This window comes from Sphingomonas sp. HITSZ_GF, from assembly GCF_029543155.1.
Lineage (GTDB): Bacteria > Pseudomonadota > Alphaproteobacteria > Sphingomonadales > Sphingomonadaceae > Sphingomonas.
In genome coordinates this window covers 62,894-78,564 of sequence record NZ_JARQXA010000003.1, presented here as the reverse complement: position 1 = coordinate 78,564, position 15,671 = coordinate 62,894, and the positions used below count along the sequence as shown (strand labels likewise).

Here is a 15,671-nt window from a genome sequence, read left to right as displayed (position 1 = left end):
ATCAGACCGAGGTGATGAAGGGCCAATAGGCCGCTTTGCTGTGGGTGAGCGCGGCCTGGCCCAGCCGGCGCGTCCACCAGGAGGCGCTGCCGAACTCGTCGCGCCACGCCCAGAGCGCGGTGGTGAACCAGTGGAGCCGATGCTCCTCGGTGAAGCCGATCGCGCCGTGGAGCTGGTGGGCAATGCCGATCGCGGTGCCGGCAGCCTCCGAGATGCGCGTGCGGGCGGCGGCGATGGCGATCCCGGCATATGGGCTGTTATCGGCAAAGCTGTCTGCGGCGAGGTCTGCCGCAGCCGCCGCTGCCGCCGCTTCGCTCGCCAGCCGGGCGAGCGAATGCTGCACTGCCTGGAAGGCCGAGAGCGCGCGCCCGAACTGCACGCGTTCGGTGACATGGGTGATGGTGAGGCCGGTCAGCGTCTGGAGCGCCCCGGCCATCGCCAGCGCACGGACCAGTGCGCCGGCCTCGCGAAGGCCGATGCCCGGCAGCGGGGCGACCTGGGCCGGGGCGTCGACGGCAATCCGATCGCGCGGCATGTGGGCCAGGTTGCTGCCTTCGGCCACAATCCGGAACCCGTCGGTCACCAGCGCGATCTGTCCGCCATCCTCGATCAGCAGCGCATCCGCGTTGCGCGCCCAGGCAATGCGCTCGGCTTCGCCGGTCGCCCGGCCGCTTGCCAGCGTCACGCCTTCGGGAACCAGGGCCAGCACGCCCCGGCCGACAGGCAGGCCGGCGCGGGCGAGCAGCGCGTTGCCGATCATCGTCTCGGCCAGCGGCAGGGGCGCGGCGTGGCGGCCGATCAGGCCGACCAGCGAAAGTCCTTCCGCCAGCGGCACCCCGAAGCCTTGCTCACCCTCCACCAGCGCGAGCGGCAGACCTTGCTCGGTGACCGCATCCCAGGCCGGTTGCGGCCATGCCCCGGCGCGTGCGGCACGCATTGCGGCGTCGTCGAATCGTTCGCCGAGCAGCCGCGCCGTCATGTCCATGAGCAGGTCGCCGGTATCGCTCAACCAATCCTCCCTCCGTCGCCTGAGGGTTCGTCATAGCGATCTCAAATTTGCATGCAATCTTGTTTTTACGGCGCGAAACTACGCAATTTTGGAAGAAATGGGATCTATCTTGGATATTATCCTTGGTCTGGATGGCATCTGCCAGGGGCAGATGGGTGCCAGGCGGCCCCGCGCGGAGCGAGGCCGCCCGGTGGCCCGTTACCAGCCGAAGGTCATGCCGACCCGGCCGCCGGTCGATCCCTTGACCGTCGAACCGGCGAAGCCGCCGCTGACCCAGACATGATCGTCGATCTTCGCGACCGCGGCGCCGGAAAAGCCCTGCTCGCCGCGATAGGTGGACAGGTTGAACGACACCGCCACGCTCATGTCGGAGGGGATGGTGGTGCCGGCCAGCGCCATCGCCGCGGCGATGCCGCCATTGGCCCGGCGGGCGTTCAGGTCGATACGGCCTTCCGCATTGGTCATGCGGGTGCCCAGGGTGCCGAGCTCGGTCAGGTCGATCGTGGTCGTGGCCAGGTTGCCGGCGGCGTCGCTGGTCACCAGGCTGAGCGCGCCCTGCTGCGCCGCGCGGCTGGCCGAGGAGTTGATCCCGGCCATGGTGTAGGTCGAGGTCGCGGCGCCCATCGCGACCTGACCGGCGCGCGTCGCGACTGCACCCTGGCCGATCGCGACGCTGCCCGCCGCGCCGGCATTGGCGCCGTCGCCCAGCGCCACGGCCGAGGCGCCGTTCGCAATGCTCTGGTTGCCCAGCGCCACCGCGCCCTGGCCGGTAGCGGTATTGTTGCGGCCCATCGCCACGGCACCCTGGCCCGTTGCGGTGTTGGGATCGCCGATCGCCACGGCGCCGTTGCCGCTCGCGACATTGCCGGCGCCGATCGATACCGCCTGGCCGGTCACCGCACGCGCGCCATTGCCGATCGCCACCGAGGATTCACCGCCGGCCACCGAATTGCTGCCCACCGCGATCGAATTGGCGCCGGTCGCCTGCGGCCCCGGGCCGGTCATGTTGGTGCGGAAATAGGCGCCGTTCGCGGCAGCGGCATTGGCCGTGACCAATGCCGTGTCGGCGGTGCCTTGCGCGGCGGCGGCATTGGCGAGCGCCGTGTTGGCGGTCCCCTGCGCCGCCGCGGCATTGGTGAGCGCGGTGCTCGCCGTACCCTGCGCCGTCGCCGCATTGGCCAGCGCGGTGTTGGCGGTGCCGGTCGCAGCATTGGCGGCGAGCAACGCCTGGTCGGCCGTGGCGCCGCCGGCGGTTGCCGCCGCGAGCGCGTTCTGCGCGGTGGCCTGTGCGGTCGCGGCATTGGCGAGCGCGGTGTTGGCAGTCGCCGAGACGGCGTCGAGCTGGGCGAGATTGACCGCGTCGGTTGCCGCGGTGCCGGCCGCGACATTGGTCAGCTGCCGTTCGGCGCCGACCGCCCCGACCGACACGCTGTTGTCGCGATCCGCCACCGATCCGGCACCCAGCGCGACGGCGTTGTTCGCTGAGGCATAGCTGCCATAGCCGAGGACGACGCTATCCGCACCGACCGCCTGCGCGGTCGATCCGAGCGCGGTGCTGCGCTCGCCCGACGCGACGGTCGAGGCGCCGCCATTCTCCTGGCCGCCGACCGCCACCGACAGCGTGCCCGAAGCAGTGGAGTTGAGGCCGACCGCGACCGAGCGCTGGCCGCTTGCCGTCGAGGTGAAGCCGACAGCGACTGCGAACTGGTTCGTCGTGGTGGCGGCGAGTCCGAGCGCGACGCTGCCCTGGCCGGCGGCGTTGGCATTCTGGCCGAGCGCGGTTGCCGACTGGCCCGAATGCGAGCCCGAACCGATCGTCGTCGAATTGAAGCTGTTCGCCGTGGCGTTGTAGCCGAGCGCCAGCGAGTCCTGGTTGTTGGTCGTAGCATTGGCGCCGATGGCGATCGAGCCGGTGCCCGCCGAGGTGCTGGCGGCGCCGATCGAAACGCTGTTGGCACCGCTGGCGACGGTGTAGGCGGTATTGGTCGCGTTGATGGTACCGAGCGCGATCGAATTGGCCCCGTTGCTGGCAGAGCTGAAGCCCAGCGCGACGGAGAACTCGCCCTGGGCAAGGGTAAATGCACCCAGCGCGGTGGTGTAGTTGCCGTTCGCGCGGGCGCTGAGGCCGAAGGCTGAACCATTGGTGCCCGTAGCCGACGAGACGAAGCCGACGGCGAGCGACTGATCGCCAGCGACGGAGTTATAGCCGATTGCGATCGAGCCATAGTCGGTGCCCTGGGCATTACGGCCCAGCACGATATTGTCGGCATCGTTGGACATGGCGCTGTCGCCCATCACGATCGAATAGGCGCCGTTCGCCTCGGCCGCATTGCCGATCGCGATCGCGGAATTGTCCCAGGCAGCGCTATAGACGCCGAGCGCGATCGACTGGGATGCATGGGCCTCCGCGCCGGCACCGATCGCGGTCGATTCGGTTCCGGTGGCGTTGGCCGCGATGCCGAGCGCGGTCGCGGCATTCCCCGAGCTGTAGGAGAAGGCGCCGATCGCGACTGCACCGTCGTTGTCGGCGCTCGACGAATAGCCGATCGCGGTCGCCACCGTGACCGGCGTCCCGCCATTATCGGCCTGCGCGGTATCGCCGATGGCGACATTCGAATTGCCGTTCGCCCTGGCGTTGCCGCACACCACATTGTCGGTCGAGCCCGGGGTGATCGTGCCGACGGGGTTGTTGGCATTGTCGCGGCACTGGACGTTCTGCGCATGTGCCTCGCCGGCCGCGAGCATCATTGCGATCGCGCCCATCGAGGCAGTGGTGACGCCCCGCAAAGCGGCGCGGCGATTGATCCGGATGGTCATCATGATCTTCCCTCTTCGTTGCAGTCCCTGATCGACGCTGCAGGGAAGGATCGGGCCGTGATGCCCGGCGCGCCGGCGACCCAGGCCGATCGCGCCATCCCCGCTGTCGAAGGGGAGAACGGGAATTTCTGCGCGGATCGGACATGGCCGGTGTCGATGTCCGATTCAGATGCGGCCCGCCGTTAGGCCTTGCGAAGACCGCAGGAGAATCCGCCATGACCAGACCGCTGCTTGTTTTCGCCGTGTCGTTGTTCGCGCTGCCCGGCTGCCACGAAAGCGCTTCCAATGGCGTCGCCGGAGCGGCGGGAAACAGCTTCAAGGCAACCGATGCCTGCGCGGTGCTGCCGAAGGAAAAGGTCGCCGAGCTGACGGGGCTCAAGGTGGAGAAGGCCATATTGAGCTCGGCGACCGAAGCCACGGCCACCACGCCCGGCTTCTCTGCCTGCACCTACAGCTTTGCCGAGGGCGGCACGCTCGGCTTCTATGCGCGCCAGTCTCCGCAGCCCGACACGCCCGACACGGTTGCGATGACCCGCAAGGCGGTGACCGACGGGATGGGGGCGAAGACCGTCGACGTCGGTGGTCTTGGCACCTCGGCTTTCTCGGCCCAGCCGATGGACCAGCTCCACGTCTTTTTCGGCGGCGACAAGTACATCTACTTCATGGTCGACCGGGCGCCGATCGCGAAGCCGATCCCGGAAGTCGAACGTACGCTGGCGAGCGCCGTGATCGGCTGAACCCGTCGATGGAACTTGCGCTGGTGTGAAGATCAAAACTAAGTTTGGCAGGGAATTGCGGGGGGAATTTCACATGACGGACGCGCGCGAGAACTGGCCGACGGTGCAGAAGCTCTTCGACGAGCTGATCGATCTGCCGGAATCTGCGCGGGAGGCAGCGCTGGCCGGCAAGCGCGCGCCGGAAGCGACGATCGCCCGCGTGCGCGCGCTGCTGATCGCCGCGAGCCGGCAGGGGCCGCTCGACAAGGGGCCGGCGGTGCTGGCGAACGGCGCGGCGGAGACGCAGAGCCTGGCAGCGGGCGCGCAGGTCGGCGACTTCGTCATCGACCGACCGATCGGCAGCGGCGGGATGGGCGAGGTGTTCGAGGCGCATCGTGAGGGCGGTGGCTTCCGCCAGCGCGCCGCGCTCAAGCTGCTGCGCGTCAATGCGTCGGACAATCGCGCGGCGTTCCATCGCGAGCGACAGCTGCTCGCCGCGCTCGAGCATCCTGGAATCGCGCGGCTGATCGACGGCGGTATTGCCGGCGACGGCCGGCCCTATCTGGCGATGGAGTTCGTCGACGGTGCGCCGATCGACCAATGGGCGGCCGCCAAGGGCGCTAGCCTGGAGGCGCGGCTCAAGCTGTTCCTCGAGGTCTGCGACACGCTCGCCTTTGCGCATGCCCAGCTGATCGTGCACCGCGACCTGAAGCCGTCGAACATCCTGGTCGACCGCACCGGCCGCACCCGGCTCGTCGATTTCGGCATCGCCAAGCTGCTCGACGACGTCGTGCCCGAGGGCGGGGCGGAGACCACCGTGGCGCTGATGACGCCCGACTTCGCCGCGCCCGAGCAGCTCGAAGGCGGCACGGTGTCGGTCGCCACCGACATTTATGCGCTGGCGGGCGTGCTCTTCGTGCTGCTCACCGGCCGCGCGCCCTGGGCAGAGAGCGGCGGTGCGATGCCCGCCACGATCCGCCGCATCCTTGCCGGTGACCCGGTGCTGCCGAGCCGCGCGGCGGGGGCGGACGGCCCGGTCCCCGCGCATGCGATCCGCGGCGATCTCGACGCGATCGTGCTGAAGGCGATGCGCCGCGAACCGGGCGAGCGCTATGCCAGCGCGACCGAGTTCGCCGACGACATCCGCCGCCACCTCGCGCTCGAGCCCGTACGCGCCCGGGCGGGCACGCGTCGCTACCGGCTCGGCCGCTTCGCCCGGCGCTATCGCTGGGGACTGGCGGCGGGCGCCGCGATCGCGGCGAGCCTTGTCGCCGGCCTGATTGGTGTCGCGATCCAGGGGCACCGCGCCGCGGTCGAGCGCGACGTCGCCCGCGCCGAGGCTGAGCGTGCCGATGCGGTGGTGCAGATGATGACGCTGATGACGGCGGACAGCAGCGGGCAGGCCGACATGTCGGTCAAGACAATGCTCGACGGCGCTGCCAAGCGGCTGCTCTCCACGGCCGACGGCAGCGCGCGCTCCGCCTCGCTGGTCGTCGCGATGGCCGACCTGTACATCAACCGCCAGGATCCCAAGGGGCTCTACGATTTCCTCAAGGCGGCGCTGGCGCACGGGATCGGCAAGGACGATCCGGTGGGCGTCGCCGAGATGCAGATCCGGCTGGCGACGATCTCCGCATCGATGGGCAACGATGCCGAGGCGAAGCAATTGCTCGACGCCGCCGAGCCGGCCTTTGCCGGCAAGGACGATCGTCAGGCGATCGACCGGGTCGAAGCCGTCGGCGTGCGCGCGCAGCTGGCCCGCAAGGCCGGCGACTATCCGCAGGCGATCAAGCTGCTGACCGACAATCTGCCCGAGGCGGAACGCGTCTATGCCGGCCATGAGCGCGAGCTGCTGACCCGGTACAACAACCTGCTCGTCTATCTGATCGAGGCCAATGCGCTCGACCAGTTCGGCGCGTTGATGCCCCGCGTCGATGCGACGCTGGCGCGCACCGGCCAGCAGGACAGCATCCAGGGACTGGGCATCCGCCTGACCGAGGCGGCATGGCGCGTGCGCAAGGGCGAGGTGGCAACGGCCGAGCAGCTGTTCCGCGAGATCAGCAACAAGCGCCGTCAGCTCTATCCGGGCAGCGCGGGCCTGGCGACCGACCTGTTCCAGCTGTCACGCGTGCTGATCGCCCAGCGCAAGTTCACCGAGGCGCGCGCGGCGATGGACGAGGCGCTGCCGATCGCGCAGGCGACGCTCGGCCCCGATGCGATCCCGACGCTGCTGCTGCAGATCCAGATGGTCGAGGCCAATGCCGAGGACGGCCAGGTGGCGCGCGCCGCCACGCAGTTCGATCAGGTCGCCGCCAAGGTGGCGGCGCTGCCGCTGCCGCCCTTGCCGGTGGCGACGCTTGCAAGGGCAGAGGCGATCCTGCGCCTCGACCAGCACCGCCCGGCCGAGGCCGCGGCCGCGCTCGACAAGGCGGCGGCGATCATGACCAAGATGGGGCCGGCGGGCGCCGCCTTCGTCAAGGGGCTGGCGCCGATCGCCAAGCGGATCGATCAGTCGCGCGCCAGCTCGTCATAGATCCAGGCGCGCGCCTGGTTCCACCAGCGCAGCGCGGTCCGTTCGCTGACGCCCAGCACCCCGGCGGTCTCGCGCTCGCTGAGCCCGGCGAAGAAGCGGCATTCCACGACCTTGGCGAGGCGCGGATCGACCTGGGCAAGCGCGACCAGCGCATCGTTGAGCTGGACCAGCTCGGCATCGTCCGATCCGTGCGCGATCACGTCGAGTGCCTGGGTAAGGCTTGCGCGCTCAGCCTTGCGCTTGGCGCTCATCCGCGCCCGCGCGGCATCGATCAGGATGTGGCGCATCGCGGTGACCGCGCTGGCGAGGAAATGGTTGTGGTCGTGCCAGCCCGCCTGGCGCTGGAGCTTGATATAGGCTTCGGAGACGAGGGCGGTCGGCTGCAGCGTCGCCGGTGATCCGGCGCGGCGATATTCGCGCTCGGCGATCTGGTGCAGCTCGTCATAGAGCAGCTGGGTCAGCGCATCGAAGGCCAGCGAGACCTGCGGCGCGTCGCCTCCGTCGGAACTCTCCGTCACTGTGTGTTTCCCGCCCCTGAACCCTGCCAAATTGTGCAGGCTCGATCGCCCCTGTGCAACTGGATAACGCACGGTTTTTCAGCACCGAGCGGTGTGATGCTGCCACGGATCGCGCGCTGTTGCGCATTCTTCGGCGCAGCATGTCCGATCCGCGGCGCGGTTCTCGTTGTCCCAGGCAGAAAGTGCGTGTTCGCGCGCGACGAAGAAGGGGCAGGTGATGCGGATATCCATGCTTTGCGCGGTGGGGCTTGCCGGCATGCTGGCGGCGTGCGGCGATGCAGCCTCGACCGGCGGAAACGGCGGCACTGCCGCGCCGGCCGGATCGACGGCGTCGGACGGTGGCAAAGACGTGCTCGATGCCTGCGCTACGCTCGACAAGGCGGTGGTCGGGCAGAGCCTGGGCGCCACGGTGCAGAGCGCAGAGCTGAGCGCGGTGCATGACGGAGCGGACGGCGCCGATCGCTATTCGCAATGCGCCTACAGCTTCGGCGGCACCAAGATGGTCGTGTTCGGCAGCGGCCAGTCGAGCGACGGCGCCGGCGAGGATGTGGCGCACCTGACCGCGCGCGTCCGCAAGCAGATGCAGGAGGGCGCCAACGCACCCACCGAGGACGTGCCCGGCGTGGGGAAGGGCGGGCTGTGGAACCCCGAGCTGCACATGCTCTACGTCTTCACCGGCGAGGGGCGCTTCTGGTCGTTCACCCTGGGCACGATGGGGGCGCCGGACCAGAAGGCTGCCGCGATCGCGCTCGCCCGCAAGCTGGGCGCGTGACGATGCGTGCGATGATCGCACTCGCCGCGCTGGCGCTCACTGCAGCCGCGCCCGCTCCCACGCCCTGGACGCTGCGGGGCGACGGGCTCAGCCGCATCGTCGGCGGCAAGCCGCAGGTCCTGCGCTTCGGCACCCCGAAGAAGGCTGCGCTCGCCGCAGTGACGGCAGTGATGGGCAAGCCGCAGATGACCCGCACCTCGCCCGATTGCGGCCAGGGCGAGCCGATGACGATGGTCGATTATCGCGGCGGGCTCACGATCCAGTTCCTGAAGGGAAAATTCTCCGGCTGGTCGCTGGAGGGCAAGGTGGATCCGGGGCTGAAGACTGCGGCCGGCATCACGATCGGCGCGACGCGCACCGCGCTGCGCAAGGCCTATCCGGACATCGACATCGACGACGGATCGCTGGGCGTGATGTTCACGCGGGAGGACGGCCCGTCGGGCTTCCTCGACAGCATGAAGCCCGGCGCCCGCGTGATCGGCCTCTACGCCGGCGAAACCTGCATGGTCTCCTGACCCGAACAAGGGGAAACTAGATGTCGAACACCCATATCCTGGGCGCCAGCCTGTTCGCGATCACCCTGGCCGCCTGCTCGTCGGGCAATACGCCCGGCGGCGATAATGAGAGTGCGCACGCTCTCGTCGCCAACACCGCGGCGCCCGCGCCGGCGCCCACGCCGAGCGAGACTGCCGCACCGGTTACCGGCTTCGATCCCGAAAAAGCGCCGATCGCCGATCCCAAGCTCGGCGCCTGGCCCTATCTCGGCGTCATGGACGGCTATGAGAAGTTCAAGCCGGAGATCATGCCCACCTCAGACGGCGCGAAGTTCCTCGAGGACGTGCCCTATGACCGCTGGGAATTCTTCGACGGGCACAAGCTGATCCCGGTCGAGGGGCGCACGATCATCACCGGGGGCAAGGGCAGCACCGCCTCGTTCTTCCAGGTGCAGAAGACCTATGAGAAGCTCGTCCACGATCTGGGCGGGGTCACCGTCTATGAAGGCTCGGGCAAGCCGCTCAAGGACGCCAGGCTGATGTTCCAGGACCGGCGCTTCCGGGCGAACTATGTCTATGAGGAAGACCAGATGGGCGTGTACATGCTGCGCACGCCGACCAGCCAGATCTGGGTGGAGGTCTATCATCCCTGGGAAGACAATTCGAAGAACTACTGGCTGACGATTGTCGAGAAGAAGGCGCTCGAGGTGAAGGTCCAGCTGATCCCGGCCGACCAGATGAAGCGCGATCTCGACGGCGCCGGCCATGTCGCGCTCTACCTGAACTTCGATACCGACAAGACCGCGCTGCGACCCGAGGCGCAGCCGGTGATCGACGAGATCGTCAAGCTGATGCAGGCCGATGCCGCCCTGAAGCTGACGGTGGAGGGGCATACCGACAATGCCGGCACGCCGGCGCACAACCAGACCCTGTCCGAAGGGCGCGCCGCCGCCGTCGTCGCCGCGCTCAGGGCCAAGGGGATCGCCGCCGATCGTATCCAGGCGCGGGGCTATGGCCAGGACAAGCCGATCGCCGACAATGGCAGCGAGGACGGGCGGGCGAAGAACCGCCGCGTCGAACTGGTCAAGCGCTGAGCCGCGAAGGCTCCCAAGCTCCAAGCACCGAAGGAAGCATCATGAACAGCAAGCACCTGCTCGCGGCTCTTGCCGCGACCCTTACCGTGAACACCGCCCAGGCGCAGATTGCCGCCAGCCAGGCCGAGCAGATCCTCGCCAAGCCGCTCCAGATCACCGAGTTCAGCTGGAGCGCCGGCGATCCAGCGGCCATCGGGCCTCCGGTTTCCACCCATTTCTGCGTGCTCACGCGCTTCTCGGGCAAGCTCGCGGGGGAGGGGGAGTTCATCAATCTCTATATCGATCAGGCGGCGGCGGGTGGCCCGCGCTACATGCTGGGCGGCAGGTCCGGCCAGGCGCAGCTGCGGCTCACCGCGGGCTGCGCTGCCCGCAACCAGTTCGTCCTCGAGGAAGGCAAGATTCCCTGGATCGAGAAGATCTCGGCGGTGAAGAGCGATTCCGGCTGCGGTGCCAAGTCGCAGACGGCGGGCCTGTTCAGCGGGCTTGCACCGTTCCTTGCCGGACTTGGCGGCAGGTTCGCGGGCGAGGGCGAGAACGTCATGGCCACGGTCGGGCCGAACAACGCCCCGCTCGCCTCGATCCAGGCCTGTTCGGGCAAGGTATCGGCATCGGTGCTCGGCATCGGGCGGCTGTTCGCGGCGCCGCTTTACCGCACGAAGACCGGCCGCACGAAGAACCCGGCCGCGGCGGTGTTCGTCGCCTGGGTCAAGACGACCTATACGGGCTCGGCCTGGCAGAACCTGACGGGCGACGCGAAATATATGGGCACCGGCCCGCAATATCTGGTGCCCGCCGACGATGCGCTGTGCGGGATCGCCGGGATCGGCGGCAAGTTCAACGGCTATGGCGAGAAGGTGGAGCTGACCCAGGAGGCGGTGAACGGGCAGCGGGTATGGCGGGCATTGGCCAACCGCGGACCCCAGGCCAGCGAGCCCTATGTCGGCTTCACCGTGCGCTGCCTGGCTCGCGACCAGCGCCCGCTCTGATCGGCGGCCGGGCAGGAAAAAGGCTCCCCGGCGCCATGCCGGGGAGCCTTCTCGTTTCCGCGCGGGGCAGGTTATCGCAGCTTCGCCAGCGCCTTCTCGGCGATCTTCTGCGCGATCGCGCGCTTCTCGTCGGTCTTGACGAGCGGATAGCCGGGATGCGTCTTGGGATCGTGCATCATCGGCGGGGTTACCTCGACGAACATGTCGCCCTTGCGCACCGACAGCACGGTGTTCAGGCCCCAGGCCGCCTCGTCGCCCAGCTGCGGCGCCGCCGTCTTGTCCTTCTGCAGCAGATTGGCGGCATCGGCGCCCGCGCCGCCCTTGTCGGCGACCGAATTCCCCATGCCGCTCAGCACGCCGGCAGTGCGGTGCACGACCTCCATCTGCTTCCTGCCACCGGTCTTCATGACGGTGAGCCGCACGCCGTCATCGGGGTCGCTGTCATAGTAGCAGGTGGCGTCGTCGTGGTTCGTGCGGGTCACCGCATCGGTGGTGATCTCCGATATCTCCGCGGCGCTCAGCACCGAGCAGGGGTCGAACGTGCCACCGCCCGACGCGCCCGCCTCGGCGGTCGCGCTGCCGGTCGTGCCGCCGCCGCATCCCGCGAGCGCGAGACCGGCCGCCGCCACTGCCGCACCAATTGTCGAACGTCGCATCTGGTCCTCCCTCGGATCCGCCTCGGGCACCTGCGCCCGAGACCTTTGCCGCAAGGGGAAACGGGAAACGGCGCGGCGATCGGACATGCCGCCGCGATTTAGCGTCCGGCTCGGCCCTGAGTCATGGAATAACGGGCGAGCTTTGGATGTTCTGTGATTTCATGCGGCATGCAAATATTCTTGATCTGATTTCGGATTTTTAGGCTGGTCATAGCAAATTTTATTTGACGTATAGATGTCATGTTATTGTATCATGATGTTACATATTTTGTAGGTATTGTTCTAATATGAAACAAGTGGTGGTTCATCATCGATAGACGAGTCAAATTGATAGTGAAAATTTCTAGGTATGCATGGGGGGAATTCATCGGACGCGTTCATTGACAGGTGGCGCAAAGGGGAGGGCGGCGCCGAGCGCGCCAATTATGCCCTTTTTCTTGTGGAGCTCGCAGATTTTCTGGATCTCCCACATCCGGATCCGGCCGGTGCAACTCACGAAAACAATGATTATGTATTCGAGCGCGCGGTGCGCGAGGTCGATGACGAAGGTCATGTATGGATCGGACGCATTGATCTATATCGTCGCGGCTGTTTCGTGCTTGAAGCCAAGCAAAGCCGCTGGAAGGATCAGCTAAACGGCATTCATCCATCCGATCCGCCGTTTCGATCTGATCCGGAAGCGCCCTTGACGCTGGGTCGACGAAGCGCAGGGCGTGACTGGGACGTGCTTATGCGCAACGCACGCGATCAGGCCGAGCGCTATGCGCGGGCGCTCGACGAAGCGCATGGCTGGCCGCCCTTTCTCATCGTGTGCGATGTCGGCCATTGCCTGGAGTTGTACGCGGACTTTTCCGGACAGGGGAAAAATTACCGCCAATTCCCCGATCGCGCTGGCTTCAGAATCTATCTGGAGGATCTGAGGGCGCCAAAGGTGCGCGATCTGCTGCGTGCGATCTGGCTCGATCCCCATAGCCTCGATCCCGCCAAACACGCCGCCGCGGTTACGCGCCGGATCACCAGCCGGCTTGCCAAGGTGAGCAAATCGCTCGAGGAGCGTGATCATTCGCCAGAGAAGGTTGCGCATTTTCTCATGCGCTGCATGTTCACGATGTTCTCCGAGGATGTCGGGCTGCTCGATCGCGGAAGCTTCACCGAGATGCTGGGCGATGCCCGCGACAATCCCGCGGCGTTCGCGCCGATGCTCGAGGATCTTTGGCGGACGATGGACAAGGGCGGCATTTCGCCCGTGCTCCGCCGCCGGGTGCGCTATTTCAACGGCGGGCTATTCGCCGACGCGACGGCCATACCGCTGCGCCGAGAGGAGATCGGCGAACTCTTTGAAGCGGCCAACCACAACTGGACGGAAGTCGAGCCTGCGATTTTCGGCGCGCTTCTCGAACAGGCTCTGCACCCGGAGGAGCGCCGGCAACTCGGTGCCCATTATACGCCGCGTGCTTATGTCGAACGCCTCGTGATCGCTACGATTATTGCGCCTTTGCGGGAGGAATGGCGGCTTATACTCGCCACGGTAGAGCGATTGCGCCTGGACAAGCCTATCGAAGCAATCGGGCTGATCCGTGATTTTCAAGCCCGGCTTGCCGTCACCCGTATTCTCGATCCCGCCTGCGGGACCGGCAATTTCCTGTACGTCGCGCTCGAGTTGATGAAGCAACTCGAAGGCGAAGTGCTTGAGGCGCTTGCTGCATTGGGCGGGCAGGAGGCCCTGGCGCTGGAGACGATGAGTGTCGATCCGCGCAATTTCCTTGGCCTCGAAGTCAATCCACGTGCAGCCGCGATTGCTGAGCTGGTGCTGTGGCTCGGCTATCTGCAATGGCATTTGCGCAATGGTGGCGGGATTTCCGATCCGGTGCTGAAGAGCTTCGGCAACATCCGCAGGATGGACTCGATATTGGCGCATGATCCCGAGCACCCAAATGCCGAGCGTACCGCCACCGAGCGGCCCAATCCACGCCGCCCGGAATGGCCGCAGGCCGACTATATCATCGGCAACCCTCCCTTCATCGGCGGCAAGGATCTGCGTGCGCGGCTACCCGAGGGCTATGCCGAAGCTCTTTGGAAGGCGCATCCGCATCTCAACAAATCGGCCGATCTGGTGATGTACTGGTGGGATCGAGCGGCGGAGTTGCTCGCGCAAAAGGGTACGACGCTCAAGCGGTTCGGGTTCGTCACCACCAACTCGATCACGCAGGAATTCAGCCGCAGGGTGATGACGAAGCGGCTCTGCGGCAATCCGCCGCTGCATCTGGCGATGGCGATTCCCGATCACCCCTGGACCAAGGCTTCGCCCGACGCCGCTGCCGTTCGTATCGCCATGACGGTGGTCGCCCGTGGGGAAGGCGACGGCTTGCTTCATGAGGTTCTGCATGAGGAGGGGCTCGACAGCGACCAGCCCCGGATCGCGTTGCATACCGCGTCGGGCCGTATTCATCCGGATCTGACGGTGGGAGTGGACATCACGGCGACGGTACCCCTGAGGGCGAATGCGGGGCTGAGTTCGCCGGGGGTGAAGCTGCACGGCGCGGGCTTCATCGTCACGCCGGCGGAGGCGGTGCACCTGGGTCTCGGCCGGCGCGAGGGACTTGATCGCCATATTCGCCCCTATCGCAACGGCCGCGACCTCACCGCGCGGGCACGTGGCGTGATGGTGATCGACCTGTTCGGGCTGGCGGAGGTCGAAGTGCGCCAGCGCTTTCCGGAGGTCTATGGTCACCTGCTCCGCACCGTGAAGCCGGAGCGTGACCGCAACAACAGGGCCAGTTATCGCGACAATTGGTGGGTCTTCGGCGAGCCGCGGCGCGAGTTGCGCCCGGCGCTCGATGGCCTTTCGCGCTACATTGCCACGGTTGAAACCGCGAAGCACCGCGTCTTCCAGTTTCTGGAGGAGGATATTCTCCCCGATAACAAGCTGGTTTGCGTCGGATTGGCTGACGCTCACAATCTCGGTATCCTATCTTCTTCCTACCATGTCGCCTGGTCGCTTCGCGCGGGGGGATGGCTCGGGGTGGGAAACGACTCCGTTTACGTGAAGAGTAAGGTCTTCGACCCATTTCCCTTTCCCGATATGGCCGCCTCACATCGGCGAACAGTCGCTGGTCTGGCCGAAGAACTCGACGCCGCGCGCAAGGCCGTGCTGGCCGAGCATGGCGATCTCACGCTTACGGGTCTCTACAATCTGCGCGAACAACTCGTCGCCGGTCGGCCGTTCGCCATGGCGGAGCAGGACCAGCGCATCCGCGGCCGGGTGGACCTCATCGCCGAGCTCCACGACCAGCTCGATGCCGCAGTCGCCGCTGTCTATGGCTGGCCGGCCGATCTTGCCGAGGAAGATGTCATCGCCAGACTGGTCGCGCTCAATGCCGAGCGGGTAAGCGAGGAGCGGGCGGGACGAGTCCGCTGGCTACGACCTGAGTATCAGCTTGCGCGGAGCGGCGTGGAAATGCTCGCGCCGCAATCTGCCGCAATGCAGTTCGAGGTTGCGCCGGGTGCTGTAACTGCAGGCAAGCCGGTCTTCCCGCGCGACGCGGTTGGCCAGACCGCTGCGGTGTTCGACAGCCTGCGCGACGGCAAGGTGTGGGGGGCGGCCGAGATCGCCGGCCGCTACGCCCAGGGGCGCAAGGCGACCCCCCGCATCGAGGCAACCCTGGCTGCGCTGGCCCGGCTGGGACATGTCGCGGTGGAGCAGGGCGGGTATCGGTTGCGGCGTGTGGCATAATCAGGGTGAGGGAACTTGACATGCTTTTGTCTATTGAGCACTGATAGTTGTGTTCAGTGCTTTTTTGGAAACGGCACTCGATTCCTTTTAGGCATCTGGGCATGGGCGGGGCTGTGAGTGCATGCCTCGCCCATCAAACTCCGCTACGAGGCTGTTGATCCTCAACACCTAATCGGGGTGAGTTGTTGCTGGACTACGATCTCTGAGTCTGCGCTATGGCTAAAGAAAAAGGCGGCGCCGTGGCGCCGCCTTTATCTGGTGCAGACTGGCTGCTTGTTAACCGCCAGACCACGATCTCTAAGTGACCTGTACTATCGAATTTTTGTAAAAAGTCAAGCTAAGG

General features: G+C 66.7%; 11 protein-coding genes. 7 read left to right on the top strand and 4 right to left on the bottom strand.

Annotation, left to right across the window (positions count from 1 at the left end; translation table 11 throughout):
- Position 1 precedes the first annotated feature (1 nt).
- Together P6144_RS09385 and P6144_RS09380 are read right to left on the bottom strand one after the other, a co-directional pair.
- Positions 2-1,009 carry an acyl-CoA dehydrogenase family protein gene (locus tag P6144_RS09385; RefSeq protein WP_277767494.1) on the bottom strand — a complete coding sequence of 336 codons (1,008 nt, stop codon included), beginning with the start codon at positions 1,007-1,009 and terminating at the stop codon, positions 2-4.
- Positions 1,010-1,207: 198 nt separating this feature from the next.
- Positions 1,208-3,829 carry a hypothetical protein gene (locus P6144_RS09380; RefSeq protein ID WP_277767493.1) on the bottom strand — a complete coding sequence of 874 codons (2,622 nt, stop codon included), beginning with the start codon at positions 3,827-3,829 and terminating at the stop codon, positions 1,208-1,210.
- A 212-nt stretch (positions 3,830-4,041) separates the two neighbouring features.
- Between P6144_RS09380 and P6144_RS09375 the strand changes: the two genes are divergently transcribed.
- The gene (locus P6144_RS09375; protein ID WP_277767492.1) at positions 4,042-4,563 is read left to right on the top strand and encodes a hypothetical protein; all 522 of its coding nucleotides are present in this window, start codon (positions 4,042-4,044) and stop codon (positions 4,561-4,563) included.
- 73 nt (positions 4,564-4,636) lie between these two features.
- Entirely contained in the window at positions 4,637-7,075 is a 2,439-nt protein-coding gene (locus P6144_RS09370; RefSeq protein ID WP_277767491.1) for a serine/threonine-protein kinase, read from the top strand.
- Here the strand turns inward: P6144_RS09370 and P6144_RS09365 are convergent.
- The gene (locus P6144_RS09365) at positions 7,051-7,593 is read right to left on the bottom strand and encodes an ECF-type sigma factor (RefSeq protein WP_277767490.1); all 543 of its coding nucleotides are present in this window, start codon (positions 7,591-7,593) and stop codon (positions 7,051-7,053) included. The genes P6144_RS09370 and P6144_RS09365 overlap by 25 nt on opposite strands.
- Before the next feature lie 217 nt (positions 7,594-7,810).
- Here P6144_RS09365 and P6144_RS09360 point away from each other — a divergent pair, with 217 nt between their 5' ends.
- From P6144_RS09360 to P6144_RS09345, 4 genes are read left to right on the top strand one after another with little or no spacing between them, the layout of a single operon-like run.
- The gene (locus P6144_RS09360) at positions 7,811-8,365 is read left to right on the top strand and encodes a hypothetical protein (RefSeq protein WP_277767489.1); all 555 of its coding nucleotides are present in this window, start codon (positions 7,811-7,813) and stop codon (positions 8,363-8,365) included.
- A gap of 2 nt (positions 8,366-8,367) precedes the next feature.
- On the top strand, positions 8,368-8,880 hold the full coding sequence (locus P6144_RS09355) for a hypothetical protein (RefSeq protein WP_277767488.1): 513 nt from the start codon (positions 8,368-8,370) through the stop codon (positions 8,878-8,880).
- A gap of 20 nt (positions 8,881-8,900) precedes the next feature.
- Positions 8,901-9,953, top strand: a complete 1,053-nt coding sequence (locus P6144_RS09350) for an OmpA family protein (protein WP_277767487.1) — start codon at positions 8,901-8,903, stop codon at positions 9,951-9,953.
- A 41-nt stretch (positions 9,954-9,994) separates the two neighbouring features.
- Positions 9,995-10,939, top strand: a complete 945-nt coding sequence (locus tag P6144_RS09345) for a hypothetical protein (RefSeq protein WP_277767486.1) — start codon at positions 9,995-9,997, stop codon at positions 10,937-10,939.
- Positions 10,940-11,010: 71 nt separating this feature from the next.
- Here P6144_RS09345 and P6144_RS09340 read toward each other — a convergent pair whose 3' ends face one another.
- Entirely contained in the window at positions 11,011-11,595 is a 585-nt protein-coding gene (locus P6144_RS09340) for a hypothetical protein (protein ID WP_277767485.1), read from the bottom strand.
- Positions 11,596-11,944: 349 nt separating this feature from the next.
- Between P6144_RS09340 and P6144_RS09335 the strand changes: the two genes are divergently transcribed.
- Positions 11,945-15,328 carry a DNA methyltransferase gene (locus P6144_RS09335; protein ID WP_277767484.1) on the top strand — a complete coding sequence of 1,128 codons (3,384 nt, stop codon included), beginning with the start codon at positions 11,945-11,947 and terminating at the stop codon, positions 15,326-15,328.
- The last annotated feature ends 343 nt before the right edge of the window (positions 15,329-15,671 follow it).

Bases quoted from the DNA above. Each gene is read 5' to 3' on its own strand.
- P6144_RS09345 (WP_277767486.1), top strand. From the start codon at position 9,995: ATGAACAGCAAGCACCTGCTCGCGGCTCTTGCCGCGACCCTTACCGTG.
- P6144_RS09360 (WP_277767489.1), top strand. From the start codon at position 7,811: ATGCGGATATCCATGCTTTGCGCGGTGGGGCTTGCCGGCATGCTGGCG.
- P6144_RS09355 (WP_277767488.1), top strand. From the start codon at position 8,368: ATGCGTGCGATGATCGCACTCGCCGCGCTGGCGCTCACTGCAGCCGCG.
- P6144_RS09340 (WP_277767485.1), bottom strand. From the start codon at position 11,595: ATGCGACGTTCGACAATTGGTGCGGCAGTGGCGGCGGCCGGTCTCGCG.
- P6144_RS09380 (WP_277767493.1), bottom strand. From the start codon at position 3,829: ATGATGACCATCCGGATCAATCGCCGCGCCGCTTTGCGGGGCGTCACC.
- P6144_RS09370 (WP_277767491.1), top strand. From the start codon at position 4,637: ATGACGGACGCGCGCGAGAACTGGCCGACGGTGCAGAAGCTCTTCGAC.
- P6144_RS09350 (WP_277767487.1), top strand. From the start codon at position 8,901: ATGTCGAACACCCATATCCTGGGCGCCAGCCTGTTCGCGATCACCCTG.
- P6144_RS09375 (WP_277767492.1), top strand. From the start codon at position 4,042: ATGACCAGACCGCTGCTTGTTTTCGCCGTGTCGTTGTTCGCGCTGCCC.
- P6144_RS09335 (WP_277767484.1), top strand. From the start codon at position 11,945: ATGCATGGGGGGAATTCATCGGACGCGTTCATTGACAGGTGGCGCAAA.